This window comes from Vibrio sp. 03-59-1 (assembly GCF_013114135.1).
Classification (GTDB): Bacteria; Pseudomonadota; Gammaproteobacteria; order Enterobacterales; family Vibrionaceae; genus Vibrio; species Vibrio cortegadensis.
Genome location: NZ_VTYA01000011.1, coordinates 1 through 16394 on the forward strand (window position 1 = coordinate 1; position 16394 = coordinate 16394).

At 43.7% G+C, this 16394-nt stretch carries 14 protein-coding genes and 1 tRNA gene; 13 read left to right on the forward strand and 2 right to left on the reverse strand.

Features of this window, described 5'->3' with window-relative positions; translation table 11 throughout:
* The first annotated feature begins 11 nt into the window (after positions 1–11).
* Positions 12–96 (forward strand) — tRNA-Leu (locus tag F0249_RS12275).
* Between the two features lie 225 nt (positions 97–321).
* Here the strand turns inward: F0249_RS12275 and F0249_RS12280 are convergent.
* Positions 322–1476, reverse strand: a complete 1155-nt coding sequence (locus tag F0249_RS12280) for a 2-octaprenyl-3-methyl-6-methoxy-1,4-benzoquinol hydroxylase (protein ID WP_171756878.1) — start codon at positions 1474–1476, stop codon at positions 322–324.
* A gap of 281 nt (positions 1477–1757) precedes the next feature.
* Here F0249_RS12280 and miaB point away from each other — a divergent pair, with 281 nt between their 5' ends.
* The 5 genes from miaB (at position 1758) to lnt (ending at position 7374) form a co-directional block, all read left to right on the forward strand.
* Positions 1758–3182, forward strand: a complete 1425-nt coding sequence (miaB, locus tag F0249_RS12285) for a tRNA (N6-isopentenyl adenosine(37)-C2)-methylthiotransferase MiaB (RefSeq protein ID WP_029203265.1) — start codon at positions 1758–1760, stop codon at positions 3180–3182.
* Between the two features lie 92 nt (positions 3183–3274).
* Positions 3275–4342 (forward strand): PhoH family protein, encoded by a 1068-nt coding sequence (locus F0249_RS12290; protein WP_171756879.1) that lies wholly within the window; start codon positions 3275–3277, stop codon positions 4340–4342.
* 38 nt (positions 4343–4380) lie between these two features.
* Positions 4381–4845: an rRNA maturation RNase YbeY gene (ybeY, locus tag F0249_RS12295; RefSeq protein WP_017051694.1), complete on the forward strand. Its 465-nt coding sequence runs from the start codon at positions 4381–4383 to the stop codon at positions 4843–4845.
* Between the two features lie 72 nt (positions 4846–4917).
* Positions 4918–5811 carry a CNNM family magnesium/cobalt transport protein CorC gene (gene corC, locus F0249_RS12300; RefSeq protein WP_017051695.1) on the forward strand — a complete coding sequence of 298 codons (894 nt, stop codon included), beginning with the start codon at positions 4918–4920 and terminating at the stop codon, positions 5809–5811.
* 39 nt (positions 5812–5850) lie between these two features.
* On the forward strand, positions 5851–7374 hold the full coding sequence (gene lnt, locus F0249_RS12305) for an apolipoprotein N-acyltransferase (RefSeq protein ID WP_113796457.1): 1524 nt from the start codon (positions 5851–5853) through the stop codon (positions 7372–7374).
* An 84-nt stretch (positions 7375–7458) separates the two neighbouring features.
* Here the strand turns inward: lnt and F0249_RS12310 are convergent, their stop codons facing one another.
* On the reverse strand, positions 7459–7929 hold the full coding sequence (locus F0249_RS12310; RefSeq protein ID WP_017053032.1) for a zinc ribbon-containing protein: 471 nt from the start codon (positions 7927–7929) through the stop codon (positions 7459–7461).
* A 178-nt stretch (positions 7930–8107) separates the two neighbouring features.
* Here F0249_RS12310 and leuS point away from each other — a divergent pair, with 178 nt between their 5' ends.
* From leuS to rodA, 7 genes are all read left to right on the forward strand, one after another.
* Complete coding sequence (gene leuS / locus F0249_RS12315; protein ID WP_171756880.1) at positions 8108–10684, forward strand: leucine--tRNA ligase; 2577 nt, start codon at positions 8108–8110, stop codon at positions 10682–10684.
* Between the two features lie 186 nt (positions 10685–10870).
* Positions 10871–11458: an LPS assembly lipoprotein LptE gene (lptE, locus tag F0249_RS12320; protein ID WP_171756881.1), complete on the forward strand. Its 588-nt coding sequence runs from the start codon at positions 10871–10873 to the stop codon at positions 11456–11458.
* 8 nt (positions 11459–11466) lie between these two features.
* On the forward strand, positions 11467–12504 hold the full coding sequence (gene holA, locus F0249_RS12325; RefSeq protein WP_171756882.1) for a DNA polymerase III subunit delta: 1038 nt from the start codon (positions 11467–11469) through the stop codon (positions 12502–12504).
* An 85-nt stretch (positions 12505–12589) separates the two neighbouring features.
* The gene (rsfS, locus tag F0249_RS12330) at positions 12590–12907 is read left to right on the forward strand and encodes a ribosome silencing factor (RefSeq protein ID WP_017053028.1); all 318 of its coding nucleotides are present in this window, start codon (positions 12590–12592) and stop codon (positions 12905–12907) included.
* A gap of 4 nt (positions 12908–12911) precedes the next feature.
* Positions 12912–13382, forward strand: coding sequence for a 23S rRNA (pseudouridine(1915)-N(3))-methyltransferase RlmH (gene rlmH, locus F0249_RS12335; RefSeq protein ID WP_029203417.1), 471 nt, complete (start codon positions 12912–12914; stop codon positions 13380–13382).
* A gap of 6 nt (positions 13383–13388) precedes the next feature.
* The gene (gene mrdA, locus F0249_RS12340) at positions 13389–15272 is read left to right on the forward strand and encodes a penicillin-binding protein 2 (RefSeq protein ID WP_113796463.1); all 1884 of its coding nucleotides are present in this window, start codon (positions 13389–13391) and stop codon (positions 15270–15272) included.
* Positions 15272–16393, forward strand: a complete 1122-nt coding sequence (gene rodA / locus F0249_RS12345; RefSeq protein ID WP_017053025.1) for a rod shape-determining protein RodA — start codon at positions 15272–15274, stop codon at positions 16391–16393. The genes mrdA and rodA overlap by 1 nt, the downstream gene beginning before the upstream one ends.
* The last annotated feature ends 1 nt before the right edge of the window (position 16394 follow it).

Sequence of the window (16394 nt, forward strand, 5' to 3'; positions counted from 1 at the left end):
AAAGACTTGCTGCGGTCGTGGCGGAATTGGTAGACGCACCAGATTTAGGTTCTGGCGCCGAGAGGTGTGAGAGTTCAAGTCTCTCCGACCGCACCATTATTTCTTGTAAAAGAAAATTAGAAACCCAGCTTTTAGTTGGGTTTTCTTTTATCTGTTGTTTATCTATTTCTACCAGTCCCCATTTCTTTCTATACCTACTTATTTCTAAGTCTATACCCCTGTCTATATATTTCTTCAGCAATAAAAAAGAGCCTATTAAAGACTCTCTTCTACTCTATTTACTCTTCGAGTTAGTTAAACTTACAGCATTGCCCGAAACCGCTACAACCCTAAGGCATATTTCAGTACTTGCTGCTTCATTGGCCCTGAGTTTTCAGCCACTTTAAGCACTGCATTTCTTACCATCTTTAAAGGCATAAGATCATTGCTGAATGTTTTGTAGAAAAAATCCATCCCGCTTTGCATCAATAAATTATCACCACGGCGACATCGCTCATACTTTCTCAGTAAGTCAGTCGTGAGCTCATCTTGTTCAGCCGTTATATCTAATAATGCTGCGACATCTTTAAAGCCAAGATTAACGCCTTGTCCCGCTAATGGGTTAATCGTATGAGCAGAGTCACCCACAAGAACACATCCATTTTTGTGATATTGCTGAGCATGACGGCGAGTAAGTGGAAATGATCCGGTTTGGAGCACTTTGATATCACCTAACTCGCGAGGGAAAACACTCACAATTTCATTACGCAATTGTACATGGCTCATATTCATTAGCTGCTTAACTCGCTTTGGTGAATCATACCAAACGAGTGAACCTTGATTCCCACACAATGGTAGGAATGATCGAGGCCCTGAAGGGGTAAACTGTTGCCACGTAATATCTTGCTGCGGAAGTTCCGTTTCAACATTAATTAACATGCAGTGCTGACGATAATCCCATGCGGTTACGCCTATATTTGCTTGTTGCCTAACTACAGAATTAGCTCCATCAGCACCAACAACCCAATTAGCTGTGAGTTTGGTTCCTGATTCTAGGGCTATTTGATTCTCTTCGACTCCGAATGCAATTGATTTCAATTTATCCGGACAGAAAAGGGATAATGAAGGTTGCTGTTCAAATTGCTCCCATAACCCTAATTGAATCAAACGATTTTCAACAATATAACCAAGCTGGACTAAATTAACGTCATCAGAACTAAAGCGAGTTCGGCATTCAGGGTGTTCCCACGTTTCCAAACGACGATATGGGCACACTCTCATTGAAGAAACAGCCTCCCATGCCCCTAACGAGCTCAATAGATTCACTGATGTCTGAGATATTGCAGAGACTCGAATGTCCATTGGTTGGTCATGTTCGTACCCCTTAGGACGTGCACCTTCAATAAGAGCAACGCTCCTACCCTGCTTTGCAAAACCAAGTGCAATCGCAGCACCAACCATGCCACCGCCCACCACTGCAATATCAAATTTGTTCATTTTTTACACTTCATCATGTTGATTTATCGCCTATTTTTAATTGTACGATTTCGTAACCTTATTGCGAAACTATTTAACGATAAAACTGCCCTTTTTGAGCAGTGAACACCTTGTGGAATGGTGGCTTGAAGAGATTTACGTCGACTACTAGTCAGTTGGTTTTTAAAGCAGTACAATACGCGGCTTGCCGCCTGAGCACAGCTATAGCTGACATATTCTAGGCGGAGAAATACTGGGCGATTTGCTCCCTTAAATTAAACTAACGATCGAGCGAACAAAAGATGAGTAAGAAACTGCTAATAAAAACTTGGGGCTGCCAGATGAACGAATACGATTCATCAAAAATGGCTGACCTGCTAAATGCTGCAAATGGCTACGAGCTAACAGAAGTACCTGAGGAAGCAGATGTACTCCTACTTAATACTTGTTCGATCCGTGAAAAAGCTCAAGAAAAAGTATTCCACCAGCTTGGTCGTTGGAAAACACTGAAAGATAAGAAAGAAGGCGTTGTGATTGGCGTCGGTGGTTGTGTTGCGACTCAAGAAGGCGACCATATTCGTCAACGTGCTCCTTATGTTGATGTAATTTTTGGCCCACAAACGCTGCACCGTCTACCTGAGATGATCCGCTCATCGCTATCAAACGAAAAGCCAGTGATGGATATTTCTTTCCCTGAGATCGAAAAATTCGACAATCTTCCTGAACCAAAAGCAGATGGCGCAACGGCGTTTGTCTCTATCATGGAAGGCTGCTCAAAATACTGCACTTACTGCGTTGTGCCTTACACGCGTGGTGAAGAAGTGAGTCGTCCGATGGATGATGTACTTTTTGAAATTGCACAATTAGCAGAGCAAGGCGTACGTGAAGTTAACCTGCTTGGCCAGAACGTAAACGCCTATCGTGGTCCTATGTTTGACGGCGATATTTGTTCATTTGCTGAATTACTACGTTTAGTGGCTTCTATCGATGGCATCGACCGTATTCGTTTCACCACTAGCCACCCGCTAGAATTTGGTGACGACATCATTGAAGTATATAAAGATACTCCAGAACTTGTGAGCTTCTTACACTTGCCAGTACAAAGCGGCTCAGATCGTATTTTGACCATGATGAAGCGTCCTCATACTGCTATTGAGTACAAATCAATTATTCGTAAGCTACGTAAAGCGCGTCCAGATATTCAGATCAGTTCAGATTTCATTGTTGGCTTCCCAGGTGAAACCGACAAAGATTTCCAAGACACAATGAAGCTGATTAAAGAAATCGACTTCGATATGAGCTTCAGCTTTGTCTTCTCTCCTCGCCCAGGCACTCCTGCGGCAGACTATCCATGTGATACTCCAGAGCAAGAGAAGAAAGAACGTTTGTACGAACTACAACAAACGGTCAACGCTCAAGCGATGCGTTTTTCTCGTCTAATGTTAGGTACAGAGCAGCGTATTTTAGTGGAAGGCCCATCGAAGAAAAACCTTATGGAACTTCGTGGTCGTACTGAAAACAGCCGTGTGGTTAACTTCGAAGGTTCTGCAGACCTAATCGGTCAATTTGTAGATGTTAAAATTACCGATGTTTTCACTAACTCATTGCGCGGTGAGCTGATACGTACAGAAAAAGAGATGGATCTTCGAAGCGTTACTTCTCCAACAGAAATGATGGAAAAAACACGAAAAGAAGATGAATTAGGCGTTGCAACCTTTACACCCTAGTTGCAAAAGCATAATCTCAAAATAACAATATAATGTATCAATAAAGCCCGATGTCCTCGGGCTTTATTAGATAGTCTGAATGTGAGGTCGCATTGAGCAATAAAATAGTAACTTTAGAAATTGATCTAGAACCTTCTGACAACCGCCGTTTATCCAGCCTTTGCGGTCCTTTCGACGATAATATCAAACAGCTAGAGCGTCGCTTAGGCGTCGAAATCAACCATAGAAATAACTATTTCAGTATTGTTGGTAAGGCATATTCAGCCTCTGCTGCACTTGATATTTTAAAAACGCTATATGTTGAAACCGCTCCTGTCCGTGGTAATACTCCCGACATCGAACCAGATCATATCCACTTAGCGATCAAAGAGTCTGGTGTATTAGAGCACGTTGCCGATTCAGTCATGGAGCACGGCAAAGAGGTGTTCATCAAGACCAAGAAAGGCGTCATCAAGCCACGAACGCCTAACCAAGGCCAATACTTGGTCAATATGGTCACTCACGACATTACCTTTGGTATTGGCCCTGCTGGTACGGGTAAAACCTACCTGGCTGTTGCGGCTGCGGTAGATGCACTAGAACGTCAAGAAGTTCGTCGCATTCTACTGACGCGTCCAGCGGTCGAGGCTGGAGAAAAGCTAGGATTTTTACCGGGCGATCTAAGCCAAAAAGTCGATCCATACCTACGCCCTCTTTACGATGCTCTATTTGAAATGCTTGGTTTTGAGCGTGTTGAAAAATTAATTGAGCGTAACGTCATTGAAGTTGCACCGCTGGCCTATATGCGCGGACGTACTTTGAACGATGCCTTTATCATTCTTGATGAAAGCCAAAATACGACTATCGAACAGATGAAGATGTTCTTAACTCGTATTGGTTTTAATTCGCGAGCGGTAATTACTGGCGATGTTACCCAGATAGACTTACCACGTGGCGTGCGTTCAGGTTTACGCCATGCCATTGAAGTGCTCAGTGATGTCGATGAGATTAGCTTCAATTTCTTCCTAGCTGACGATGTTGTACGACATCCAGTGGTTGCTCGTATCGTTAACGCTTATGAGAAATGGGAAAACAACGATCAAAAAGAGCGCAAATTAATCGAACAGCGCCGCCGTGAAGAGCGTGAATCTGCCCTTGCACAAAATACGCAGACAAACTAATTCAATTATTATTACGCACTAAGATTACTGGTGAACCAATGTCAATCGAACTAGATCTACAATTAGCGGTCGAAAATGAAAGCGGCCTTCCAAGCGAGAAAGATATTCAGGGATGGTTAGACAAAACCATCACTCAATTTCAACCTCAAGCTGAATTAACGGTTCGCATTGTGGATGAACAAGAAAGCCACCAGCTAAATTATGACTACCGTGGCAAAGATAAACCAACGAATGTGTTATCTTTTCCTTTTGAAGCGCCTCCGGGTATCGAAATCGATCTCTTAGGTGATCTCATCATTTGCCGCCAAGTTGTCGAAAAAGAAGCAGAAGAGCAAAGTAAGCCTCTACTGGCACACTGGGCGCATATGGTTGTACATGGTAGCTTGCATCTGCTAGGTTATGATCATATCGAGAACGATGAAGCTGAAGAGATGGAAAGTCTCGAAACAGAAATCATGCAATCTATGGGTTATGACGACCCGTACATCGCAGAAAAACAGTAGTATTAAGTATTTAGCTTAGATCTACTTTATGTGTGCTATCACACATCTGATAGCGTTATTTTTTGAGAAATCATGAACGAAGGTAACCCCCCCACTTCTGAGGGAAGTAAAAAGTCTGAAGGTCCGAGTAGAAAGTCCTTCTTAGAACGCATAGGTCAAATATTTCAAGGTGATCCAAAAGATCGCCAAGAGCTCGTAGATGTTATTCGAGATTCTGAAGTTAATGACCTTATTGACCACGACACCCGCGACATGCTTGAGGGTGTAATGGAAATTTCCGAAATGCGAGTACGTGACATCATGTTGCCACGTTCGCAAATGGTTACAGTAGAACGCACTGATGATTTAGATACATTAATTGCGTTGATTACTGATGCTCAACACTCTCGCTACCCAGTGATCAGTGAAGACAAAGACCATGTGGAAGGCATTCTATTAGCGAAGGACCTACTTAAGTACTTAGGTTCAGGAAGCGCACCATTCGATATTGAACAAGTGATCCGCCCTGCGGTGGTTGTTCCCGAAAGCAAACGCGTTGATCGACTATTGAAAGAGTTCCGAGAGGAACGCTATCACATGTCGATTGTCGTCGATGAATTCGGCGGTGTTTCTGGCCTAGTCACCATTGAAGATATCTTAGAAGAGATCGTTGGCGAAATTGAAGATGAATTCGACGATGAAGAAGAAGAGCTTGATATCCGTAAGCTGAGCAAACATACCTTTGCAGTTAAAGCTTTAACCACAATTGAAGATTTCAATGACACTTTTGGTACTCAATTCAGCGATGAAGAAGTAGATACTGTAGGTGGGTTGGTTATGACTAACTTTGGACACCTCCCTTCACGCGGAGAAATTGTCGAAATAGGTCGCTATAGCTTTAAGGTAACGGCAGCAGATAATCGAAGAGTTGTCCAATTGCAGGTAACAATTCCAGATGAAGAGCCTCTTCCGACTACCGAAGAGTAACGCTAGTTTCTTTATATAGAGAACATAGAAAATAATTAGATGAATAATAAACTTACTCATCGCCTACTACGGCCGCTTGCGGCCGTTTTTGTTGGCGCAACAACCACACTTGCCTTTGCTCCATATCAAATCTGGCCGTTAGCCATTCTCAGCCCTGCCATTTTTTTCCTGTTAATTCATAATCGCAGCCCTAAAAGTGCATTAGCGATTGGTTACGCTTGGGGAATTGGTCAATTTGGTGCTGGCATCAGTTGGGTATACGTCAGCATTGCAGGCTTCGGTGGAATGCCACTCATTGCTAACCTATTTCTCATGGCAATGCTGGTCGGCTATTTAGCCATTTACTCAGGCTTGTTTGCTTGGTGTTTAAACAAATTCTTCCCACATACTCAACAGCGCGGATCTCGATCTCGATATTTTCTCGTGCTGCCCGCTCTGTGGTTAGTCTTCGACTGGCTACGAGGCTGGGTAATGACGGGCTTCCCGTGGCTTTGGCTGGGTTATAGTCAAATTGATGGCCCCCTCGCCCCGTTTGCTCCTATTGGAGGTGTGGAGTTACTGACTCTTTTAATTGTCATTTCTGCATCTAGCTTAGCCTATGCAATCATTCATAAACGCTGGGCAGTCTCAATTATCCCAATGGTGATCCTTGCATCAGGTTTTGGAATTCGAAACATCGATTGGGTAACACCAAACCCAGAAAAAACAACGTCGGTGGCACTTATTCAAGGTAATATCGATCAAGAGCTAAAATGGTTACCAAGTCAACGCTGGCCGACCATCATGAAGTACACCGATCTAAGCCGTGAAAATTGGGATGCTGATATCGTCATCTGGCCAGAGGCTGCAATCCCGGCTTTTGAATCTGAAGTCTCATCCTTTCTAAGCAACTTAGATTCAGCGGCCAAAATGAACAGCAGCGCTATCATTACAGGTGTGGTTAACCAAGCTGAAAACCGAAAGTATTACAATAGTGTACTAGCAATAGGAACCACGCCTTACGGTGACTACCGCTATGATGTAAATCAGCGTTACCATAAACACCACCTATTACCATTTGGCGAATTTGTTCCTTTAGAAGCTCTATTAAGGCCATTAGCCCCTTTCTTCAACTTGCCGATGTCTTCGTTCAGTCGCGGTGATTTTGTGCAACCGAATATTGTGGCAAATGGGCGTCACTTAGCTCCTGCACTCTGTTATGAAATCATCTTCAATGAACAAGTTAGGCAGAACGTAACCGAAGAGACCGATTTTATCTTAACCTTGTCGAATGATGCTTGGTTTGGCCGCTCTATCGGGCCTTTGCAACACATGGAAATTGCGCGAATGCGTGCCCTAGAACTAGGCAAACCTCTGATACGTTCAACCAACAATGGCGTCACAGGTGTCACTGATTACAAAGGAAAGATAATTGAACTAGCACCACAATTTGAAACCGCGGTTCTTAACACTGAATTAACCTCAACGGATGGCATGACACCGTATCGAACGGTAGGCACTTGGCCGCTATATATTTGGGTACTATTAAGTTTAGTGATAGGTTGGAAATTCAGAAAAGAATAATCTAAGCCCTATCGTAATGGCATTAAAAAGGAGGTATGAGTGGATCATACCTCCTTTTTTTAGCTATAAAGCCAACTGGCCTCGCTATGGTTTTAACGCTTGGCGACTAAACCCGTTATTACCACAACGAGAACAGGTTGAAATAATAGTTGGGTGGCTATATTGCACTTTATGTCCGCAGTTTTCACAGACCAAAATACCTAGTCCGATCACCTCTCCTGATTGATAAAGCCCCTGATGTTCTAAATCTTTAAATAACTCGACCCATTCAACTTTGGTTCGGTCGGTAATTTCCAGTAACCCCTGCCAGATAGTATCGGTGATCATCAAATAAAATGGACCGCTTTTACTCTCTTCATAATTATCAGCAAACTCTTTCAAGTCAGATTTAACATAGGCAGAAACTAATGAGAGCTCATCTTTTGTCATATCATTGGCAGCATTAACAACTTTGCCCGAGGTTTCAAGCACATTGCCTATCTCATCAGGGCTGTGTTTGAGAGTTTCAACCACATCCTCTAGCACTTCTTCATAACCTTTTTTACGCTTTGGCATACCCCACCTCCGTGAATTTACCTTCATTCTATTGATCATAGTAGAACTCTTCGCCTACAGATAACCAATGGAATAGGTATTTCTATTGTTGTACTACGCTCCTTTAGGTATTCTATGACGATCAACTAGATTCTGTTCTAACCGAACTCACAAATTCCAAGATAACCGGATACCATCGATGCAAGAACAATATAACCCGCAAGAGATTGAACAAAAGGTTCAACAACACTGGGATAACAGCGAGACTTTCGTTGTAAGTGAAGACCCAAACAAAGAAAAATTCTACTGTCTTTCTATGTTCCCTTACCCAAGTGGCCGACTGCACATGGGTCACGTGCGTAACTACACCATCGGTGATGTGGTATCTCGTTTCCAACGACTGCAAGGCAAAAATGTTATGCAACCTATTGGTTGGGATGCATTTGGTCTACCTGCAGAAAACGCAGCAGTAAAAAACAAAACCGCTCCAGCACCGTGGACTTACGAAAACATCGAGTACATGAAAAACCAACTTAAGCTTCTTGGCTTTGGTTACGACTGGAAACGTGAATTCGCGACTTGTACTCCAGAGTACTACCGCTGGGAACAAGAGTTCTTCACTAAGCTTTACGAAAAAGGCCTAGTGTACAAAAAGACTTCTTCTGTTAACTGGTGTCCAAACGACCAAACTGTTCTTGCGAACGAGCAAGTAGAAGACGGTTGTTGCTGGCGTTGTGACACTCCAGTAGAACAAAAGAAAATTCCACAGTGGTTCATTAAAATCACTGAGTACGCTCAAGAGCTACTAGACGACCTAGACAACCTTGAAGGTTGGCCTGAAATGGTTAAAACCATGCAGCGCAACTGGATCGGTCGCTCTGAAGGTGTTGAGCTATCTTTCGCTGTTAACGGCGAAGAAGCACCACTAGAAGTGTATACAACACGTCCAGACACGCTAATGGGTGTTTCTTACGTTGGTATCGCTGCAGGTCACCCTCTTGCAGAGAAAGCATCTAAGAACAACCCTGAGCTTGCTGCATTCGTTGATGAATGTCGCAACACCAAAGTGGCAGAAGCTGAACTTGCAACGATGGAAAAGAAAGGTATGGATACTGGCCTAACAGCTATCCACCCTCTTAACGGTCGTGTTGTTCCTGTTTACGTAGCAAACTTCGTTCTTATGGATTACGGCACAGGTGCGGTAATGGCGGTTCCTGCTCACGATCAACGTGACTATGAATTCGCAACTAAGTACGGCATTGATATCATTCCAGTAATCAAGCCTGAAGACGGTTCTGAGTTAGATGTGTCTGAAGCAGCTTACACTGAAAAAGGTGTACTGTTCGATTCTGGTGAATTCGATGGCCTAGCGTTCCAAGAAGCGTTCGATGCAATCGCTGCGAAGCTAGAAGCTGAAGGCAAAGGTAAGAAGACAGTAAACTTCCGTCTACGTGACTGGGGTGTATCTCGTCAACGTTACTGGGGTGCTCCAATCCCAATGGTAACCACTGAAGACGGTGAAGTTCACCCAGTACCAGCAGACCAACTGCCAGTGATTCTTCCTGAAGATGTAGTTATGGATGGCGTAACTAGCCCAATCAAAGCTGACAAGTCTTGGGCTGAAACCACATTCAATGGCGAACCTGCGCTACGTGAAACTGATACGTTCGATACGTTCATGGAATCTTCATGGTACTACGCACGTTACTGTTCACCACAAGCTGACGACATTTTAGACCCAGAAAAAACAAACTACTGGTTGCCAGTTGACCAATACGTTGGTGGTATTGAACACGCTTGTATGCACCTGCTTTACTCTCGTTTCTTCCATAAGCTTCTACGTGATGCGGGTTATGTGACGTCTGACGAACCGTTCAAGCAACTACTATGTCAAGGCATGGTTCTGGCTGATGCGTTCTACCACACCAACGAGAAAGGCACGAAAGAGTGGATTGCTCCAACTGACGTGACTATCGAGCGTGATGGTAAAGGTCGCATTGAAACAGCGGTTGATAACGAAGGTCGTAACGTAGAACACTCAGGCATGATCAAAATGTCTAAGTCGAAAAACAACGGTATCGACCCGCAAGAGATGGTAGACAAGTACGGCGCAGATACAGTACGTCTATTCATGATGTTTGCATCACCTGCTGACATGACGCTTGAGTGGCAAGAGTCTGGTGTTGAAGGCGCAAACCGCTTCCTTAAGCGTGTTTGGAAGTTGGTTCACGCTCATTCTGCTAAGGGTGCAGCTGAATCTGTTGACGCTTCTGCGCTATCTGGTGACCAAAAAGCACTTCGTCGTGATATCCACAAAACTATCGCGAAAGTGACAGACGATATTGGCCGTCGCCAAACGTTCAACACTGCGATTGCGGCAATCATGGAACTGATGAACAAGCTTGCGAAAGCACCTCAAGAATCAGTACAAGATCGTGCAATCCTTGATGAAGCGCTTAAAGCAGTAGTTCGCATGCTTTACCCAATGACTCCACACATCTCTTACGAAATGTGGATTGCACTTGGTGAATCAAACGTAGACTCAGCAACATGGCCAACATTTGACGAGAAAGCACTTGTTGAAGACGAGAAAACGATCGTTGTCATGATCAACGGTAAGCTACGTGCGAAACTAACAGTTGCAGCTGACGCAACAGAAGAACAAGTTCGTGAACTTGGTCTAAACGATGAGAACGCTAAGAAGTTCCTAGATGGCCTAACGATTCGTAAAGTTATTTTCGTACCAGGTAAGCTTCTAAATATCGTTGCTAACTAAGATTGCGACGTTAATTTAATATGGCAGATTAATTACGAACTATTTTGTAGTTAGTCTGTCTCTAAACAGGACAGCCATTACTGTCCTGTTTATTATTTATAACTAACCCACTATTTATCTCAACCTATTCCATTATCACAACAGTGGGCTGAGATAAGTATTCCACTATATGAGAGCCATCAAACAATGCGCCTATTTTCCCTACCGTCAATGAAGATTTCACTTGTTGTCTTACTTACTAGTTTAGTCAGTGCATGTGGCTTTCACTTACGTGGCGAATACACCATTCCACAAGAGCTTGCAACACTCTCACTAACCAGCTTCGACCAATACAATGAGTTAACTCGTGAGGTCAAAGATCAACTAAAACTCAACAACATCACTCTTGTAACACCATCGAGCACCACTCCCAATATTCACCTCCTCGATGAAACCATCGATGAACGGACTCTTTCTCTATACCAAAACAGCCAAGCAGCAGAGAAAGAGCTGACCTATAAAGTCTCTTATCGAGTGACTCTGCCAACTATTGGTTCAGACGTTTTTTCCACTACCGTTAATCGTAATTACTTAGACAACCCATTAACGGCCCTAGCAAAATCGGTTGAACGAGATGTCATTGAAAGTGAAATGCGTACACAGGCTGCCGCTCAAATCATCCGTCAGCTTGCTCGAACTCGGGCTCAAATCAGTGAAGCTGAACTGAAAAAATCTCGTGATATCGCGACGTCAAGCTTGCCTAATAGCAATAACCAATCAACAAGCAGTAATTAAGATCAATAATGCGCATTTATGCAGACAAATTAACCGAGCACCTTAGCCGTCAACTTCAGAACGTCTATTTGCTATTTGGAAATGAACCATTACTGCTTCAAGAAAGCCGCGAAGCGATTCAACATATCGCTAAAGAGCAAGGGTTCGATGAAAAACATCGATTTTCAATTGATAACAGTTTGGATTGGAATCAAGTTGCGGATTGCTGCCAAGCTCTTAGCTTATTTTCTTCTCGCCAAATTATTGAATTAGAGCTTCCGGAATCAGGCGTAAATGCGGTAATAGCAAAAGAGTTGCTCGCACTATCAAGCTTGCTTCATGGCGATATTCTACTGATCCTTGTCGGCAGCAAACTGACGAAAGCGCAAGAAAATGCCAAATGGTTCAAAGCCCTCTCTGCACAGGGTGACTGGGTCAGCTGCTTAACACCAGACATCCAGCGTCTGCCACAGTTTGTTCAAGCTCGTTGTCGAAAACTAGGCTTAAAGCCAGATCCAGAAGCACTACAAATGCTTGCTCAGTGGCATGAAGGTAACTTATTTGCACTGGCTCAGAGCTTAGAAAAATTGGTTCTACTCTACCCTGACGGACAACTTACGCTCGTTCGCTTAGAAGAAGCCTTAAGCAGACACAATCATTTTACGACTTTTCATTGGATCGACGCCCTATTAATAGGCAAAGCTAATCGGGCTCAACGGATATTACGTCAGCTTGAAGCTGAAGGTGTCGAAACGGTCATTCTACTTCGAAGCATTCAAAAAGAGTTCAGCCTACTGCTTAGAATGCATCAACAATCGAAGCTGATGAATATGGCTCAAGTCTTTGAAAAAAATAGAATATGGCAATCAAAGCGACCGTTTTATAATGCCGCGCTTCAACGTTTATCTGTAGCGAAGATTCATCGACTGCTCATTTTGCTGACTCAAATAGAGCTCACAGCAAAAACGCAATATGAACATTCACCTTGGCCGCAATTGATACAGTTAAGCCTAGAAGTATGTAAGCCTGAGCATGAGATACCGTTCTCGACCGCTTTTCACAACTAAAATCGTGGTATACACTGCCCGCGAAATGAATTTCATTTTTACCATTTTATTTAAAGCTTATATCTAAGCCCCAGAGGAACACACCGTGTTACAAGCAGAATTGAACAACTTCTTAGCTGATAAAGCTGACGACATGAAAGCAGAAAACATTGTTACGATTAATGTAGAAGGAAAATCAAACATCACAGATTACATGATTGTTTGTACGGGCACTTCTAAGCGCCATGTCGCTTCTATCGCAGAACATGTAGCCGATGAAATGAAAAAATCAGGTATTGAACCTATCGCGATTAGCGGTGAGCAAGAAGGTGAATGGGTCGTTCTAGATTTAGGCACAAGCATGTTACATGTGATGCAAGAGGAACACCGTGAGCTTTACCAACTAGAAAAGTTGTGGAGCTAGTCTTTTGAAAATTCAATTAATCGCAGTCGGAACAAAGATGCCCAAGTGGGTAGAGGAAGGCTTTCAAGAATATCGTCGTCGATTCCCACATGACATGCCACTCGATTTAATTGAGATTACAGCAGGCAAGCGCGGAAAGAACGCTGATATTGCTCGTATTCTGCAAAAGGAAGGGGAAGCGATGTTGGCTGCCGTACCTAAAGGCAACCGCATTGTTACGCTCGATATCCCAGGTAAGAAATGGGATACCGAACAGCTAGCTGGTCAATTAGAGAGTTGGAAGTTAGACGCTCGTGATGTCTCTATCCTAATTGGTGGACCTGAAGGGTTAGCACCAGCTTGTAAAGCGGCAGCTGAGCAGAGTTGGTCTTTATCTGCACTCACACTTCCTCACCCCCTTGTTCGAATCGTTATGGCTGAAAGCTTATATCGAGCATGGAGTATTACAACTAATCATCCGTACCACCGAGAATAATTTGTAATGTTACGCAGACGTAGCCAAATACGAGATTACAAAGCAGAAGCACGGCTATTTTCTAGCCGTGCTGTTGTATCATTTATTGGTATTATTGTGATGATGGGGCTTCTCATTGCAAACCTATACAACATCCAAGTCAACCAATACCAAGATTATAAAACTCGCTCTAACGACAATCGCATTAAAGTCGTTCCTATCGCGCCCAACCGTGGCCTGATTTATGATCGTAATGGTGTATTACTTGCCGAAAATCGCCCTGTTTATAATTTAGAACTCACCTCTGAAAAAATTAAAAACATCGATGAGACGATTGAACGTCTTCGAGCAATTTTAGAGATCTCTCCAGAACGAGTGGCTCGCTTCAAAAAAGAGAAAAGACGCGCTCGCCGTTTTAAGTCGGTCCCGTTATTAACTCAGTTAACAGAAGAACAAGTCGCAATCTTTGCAGTTAATCAGCACAAATACCCTGGGGTTGAAGTGACTGCAACACTAAAGCGTTTCTACCCTTTTGGAAGAGAACTTACTCACGTTATTGGTTACGTGTCTCGCATCAATGACCGCGATATGCAGAAACTGATTCGAGAAGAGAAAGACTCCAATTATCAAGCAACCCGTGATATCGGGAAATTGGGCATCGAAAGCTATTACGAAGATGTCTTACATGGGATTGCCGGCTACCAAGAAGTGGAAGTCAATAGCCGCGGGCGAATTATCCGAACTCTAAAATATGTTCCTCCTGTGCCAGGGAAAGATATTGTTCTTAATTTAGATATTAAGCTACAACAGTACGTCACTAAATTATTAGATGGACGCCGAGGCTCTGCCGTTGTTCTGGATCCGAAAGACAATGGCGTACTTGCGATGGTCTCTAGCCCAAGTTATGACCCCAATGCATTTGTGCATGGAATATCGGTGAAAGGTTATAACGCACTACTCAACAACCCAGACCGCCCACTGGTAAATAGAGCCACACTCGGTATTTACCCACCAGCATCAACCATTAAGCCCTTTATTGCTGTCGCGGCATTAGAGGAAGGGGTTATTACACCAAGTACAACACGTAACGATCCCGGTTATTGGAAAATACCCAACTCAAAAACCAAACCTTTCAGAGACTGGCTTCGCTGGGGACATGGCAAAGTTAACATCTCCAAAGCAATTGAAGAGTCTGTGGATACCTTTTTCTATCAAATCGCGTTTGATCTGGGGATCGACCGCCTATCTCGTTGGATGATGATGTTTGGCTTTGGTGATTACACTGGCATTGATATCAACGAAGAGAGCAAAGCCAATATGCCAACCCGAGACTGGAAAATGGGCAGACACAGAACACCATGGTATCAAGGTGATACTATTCCTGTTGGTATTGGCCAAGGTTATTGGACGGCAACACCGATGCAAATTGCCAAGGCAACATCAGTATTGGTGAATGATGGCCAAGTGACAGCTCCTCACCTACTGCGTTCAACCATTGAGAATGGCGGCGAATTTTCTTCTCAACAACTTTCTGAGATCGTGACTTACCCGCCTATCACTAACGTGCCTACTCGTTATTGGGATATCGCAAAAGATGGGATGCGCCGAGTGAATCACGGCAAAAAGGGAACAGCAAGACGCTCATTTCAAAAAATGTCTTATGTGTCTGCGGGAAAATCGGGGACCGCACAAGTATTCGGCCTTAAAGAAGATCAAGAGTACAACGCAGATGAGCTCGCGGAACATTTACGCGATCACGCATTATTTACCGGTTTTGCCCCAGTTGATGATCCACAATTGATCGTGACCCTAGTTCTTGAAAATGCAGGCGGTGGTTCAAGCAATGGTGGGCCTGTGGTTCGCAAAATTTTCGACCATGTCATTCTCAATTCGAAAGAGGCTAACAAGTAATGAAACTGGATCCATCAACCGGTCGCAATCGAATTTTATTTGAGCGCTTCCACATTGATTTGCCTCTCCTTCTTGGCTTACTTGTGCTTATGGGGTTTGGTCTCATTGTGATGTATAGCGCCAGTGGTCAGAGCCTGGCGATGATGGATCGCCAAGCGATGCGTATGGCTTTAGCCTTAGGGGTTATGCTTTTTTTAGCGCAGATCTCTCCGAGAACCTATGAAACGCTTGCGCCCTTACTTTTTGTCAGTGGCGTGGTTCTACTGCTAGGCGTACTGTTTTTTGGTGAGGCTTCAAAAGGGGCACAACGCTGGCTTAACCTAGGCTTTGTTCGATTCCAACCATCAGAATTACTCAAACTTGCAGTACCATTAATGGTCGCTCGCTTTATCGGTAAGCGATCGCTCCCACCGACCTTTCAAACGCTCGTAATATCATTAGTGATGGTATTTCTTCCCACTATTTTGATTGCAAAACAGCCGGACTTAGGAACCTCAATCCTCATTGCTGCTTCTGGCATTTTTGTGATCTTTCTGGCTGGTATTAGTTGGAAGATCATCGCAGCTGCCGCAACAGCCTTAGGTTGTTTTATCCCTATCCTGTGGTTCTTTTTGATGCGTGAATATCAGAAGGTTCGCGTAAGAACACTCTTTGATCCGGAATCTGATCCTCTCGGAGCGGGTTACCACATTATTCAAAGTAAAATCGCAATCGGATCAGGTGGCATCTCAGGCAAAGGGTGGTTGCAAGGTACTCAATCACAATTGGAGTTCCTTCCAGAGCGACATACTGACTTTATCTTTGCAGTCATCGCAGAAGAATGGGGCATGATAGGTATTTTACTCCTATTAACGCTTTATCTATTTATCATCGGTCGTGGGCTATTCTTAGCGAGCCAAGCTCAAACCGCTTTTGGGAGAATGATGGCTGGTAGTATCGTTCTCAGTTTCTTTGTCTATGTTTTCGTAAATATAGGCATGGTGAGCGGCATTCTTCCCGTAGTTGGTGTACCACTGCCCCTGATAAGCTATGGTGGAACCTCTATGGTGACACTTATGGCAGGTTTCGGTATGTTAATGTCGATCCATACACATAGAAAAGCATTCTCAAAGGCAACATAAA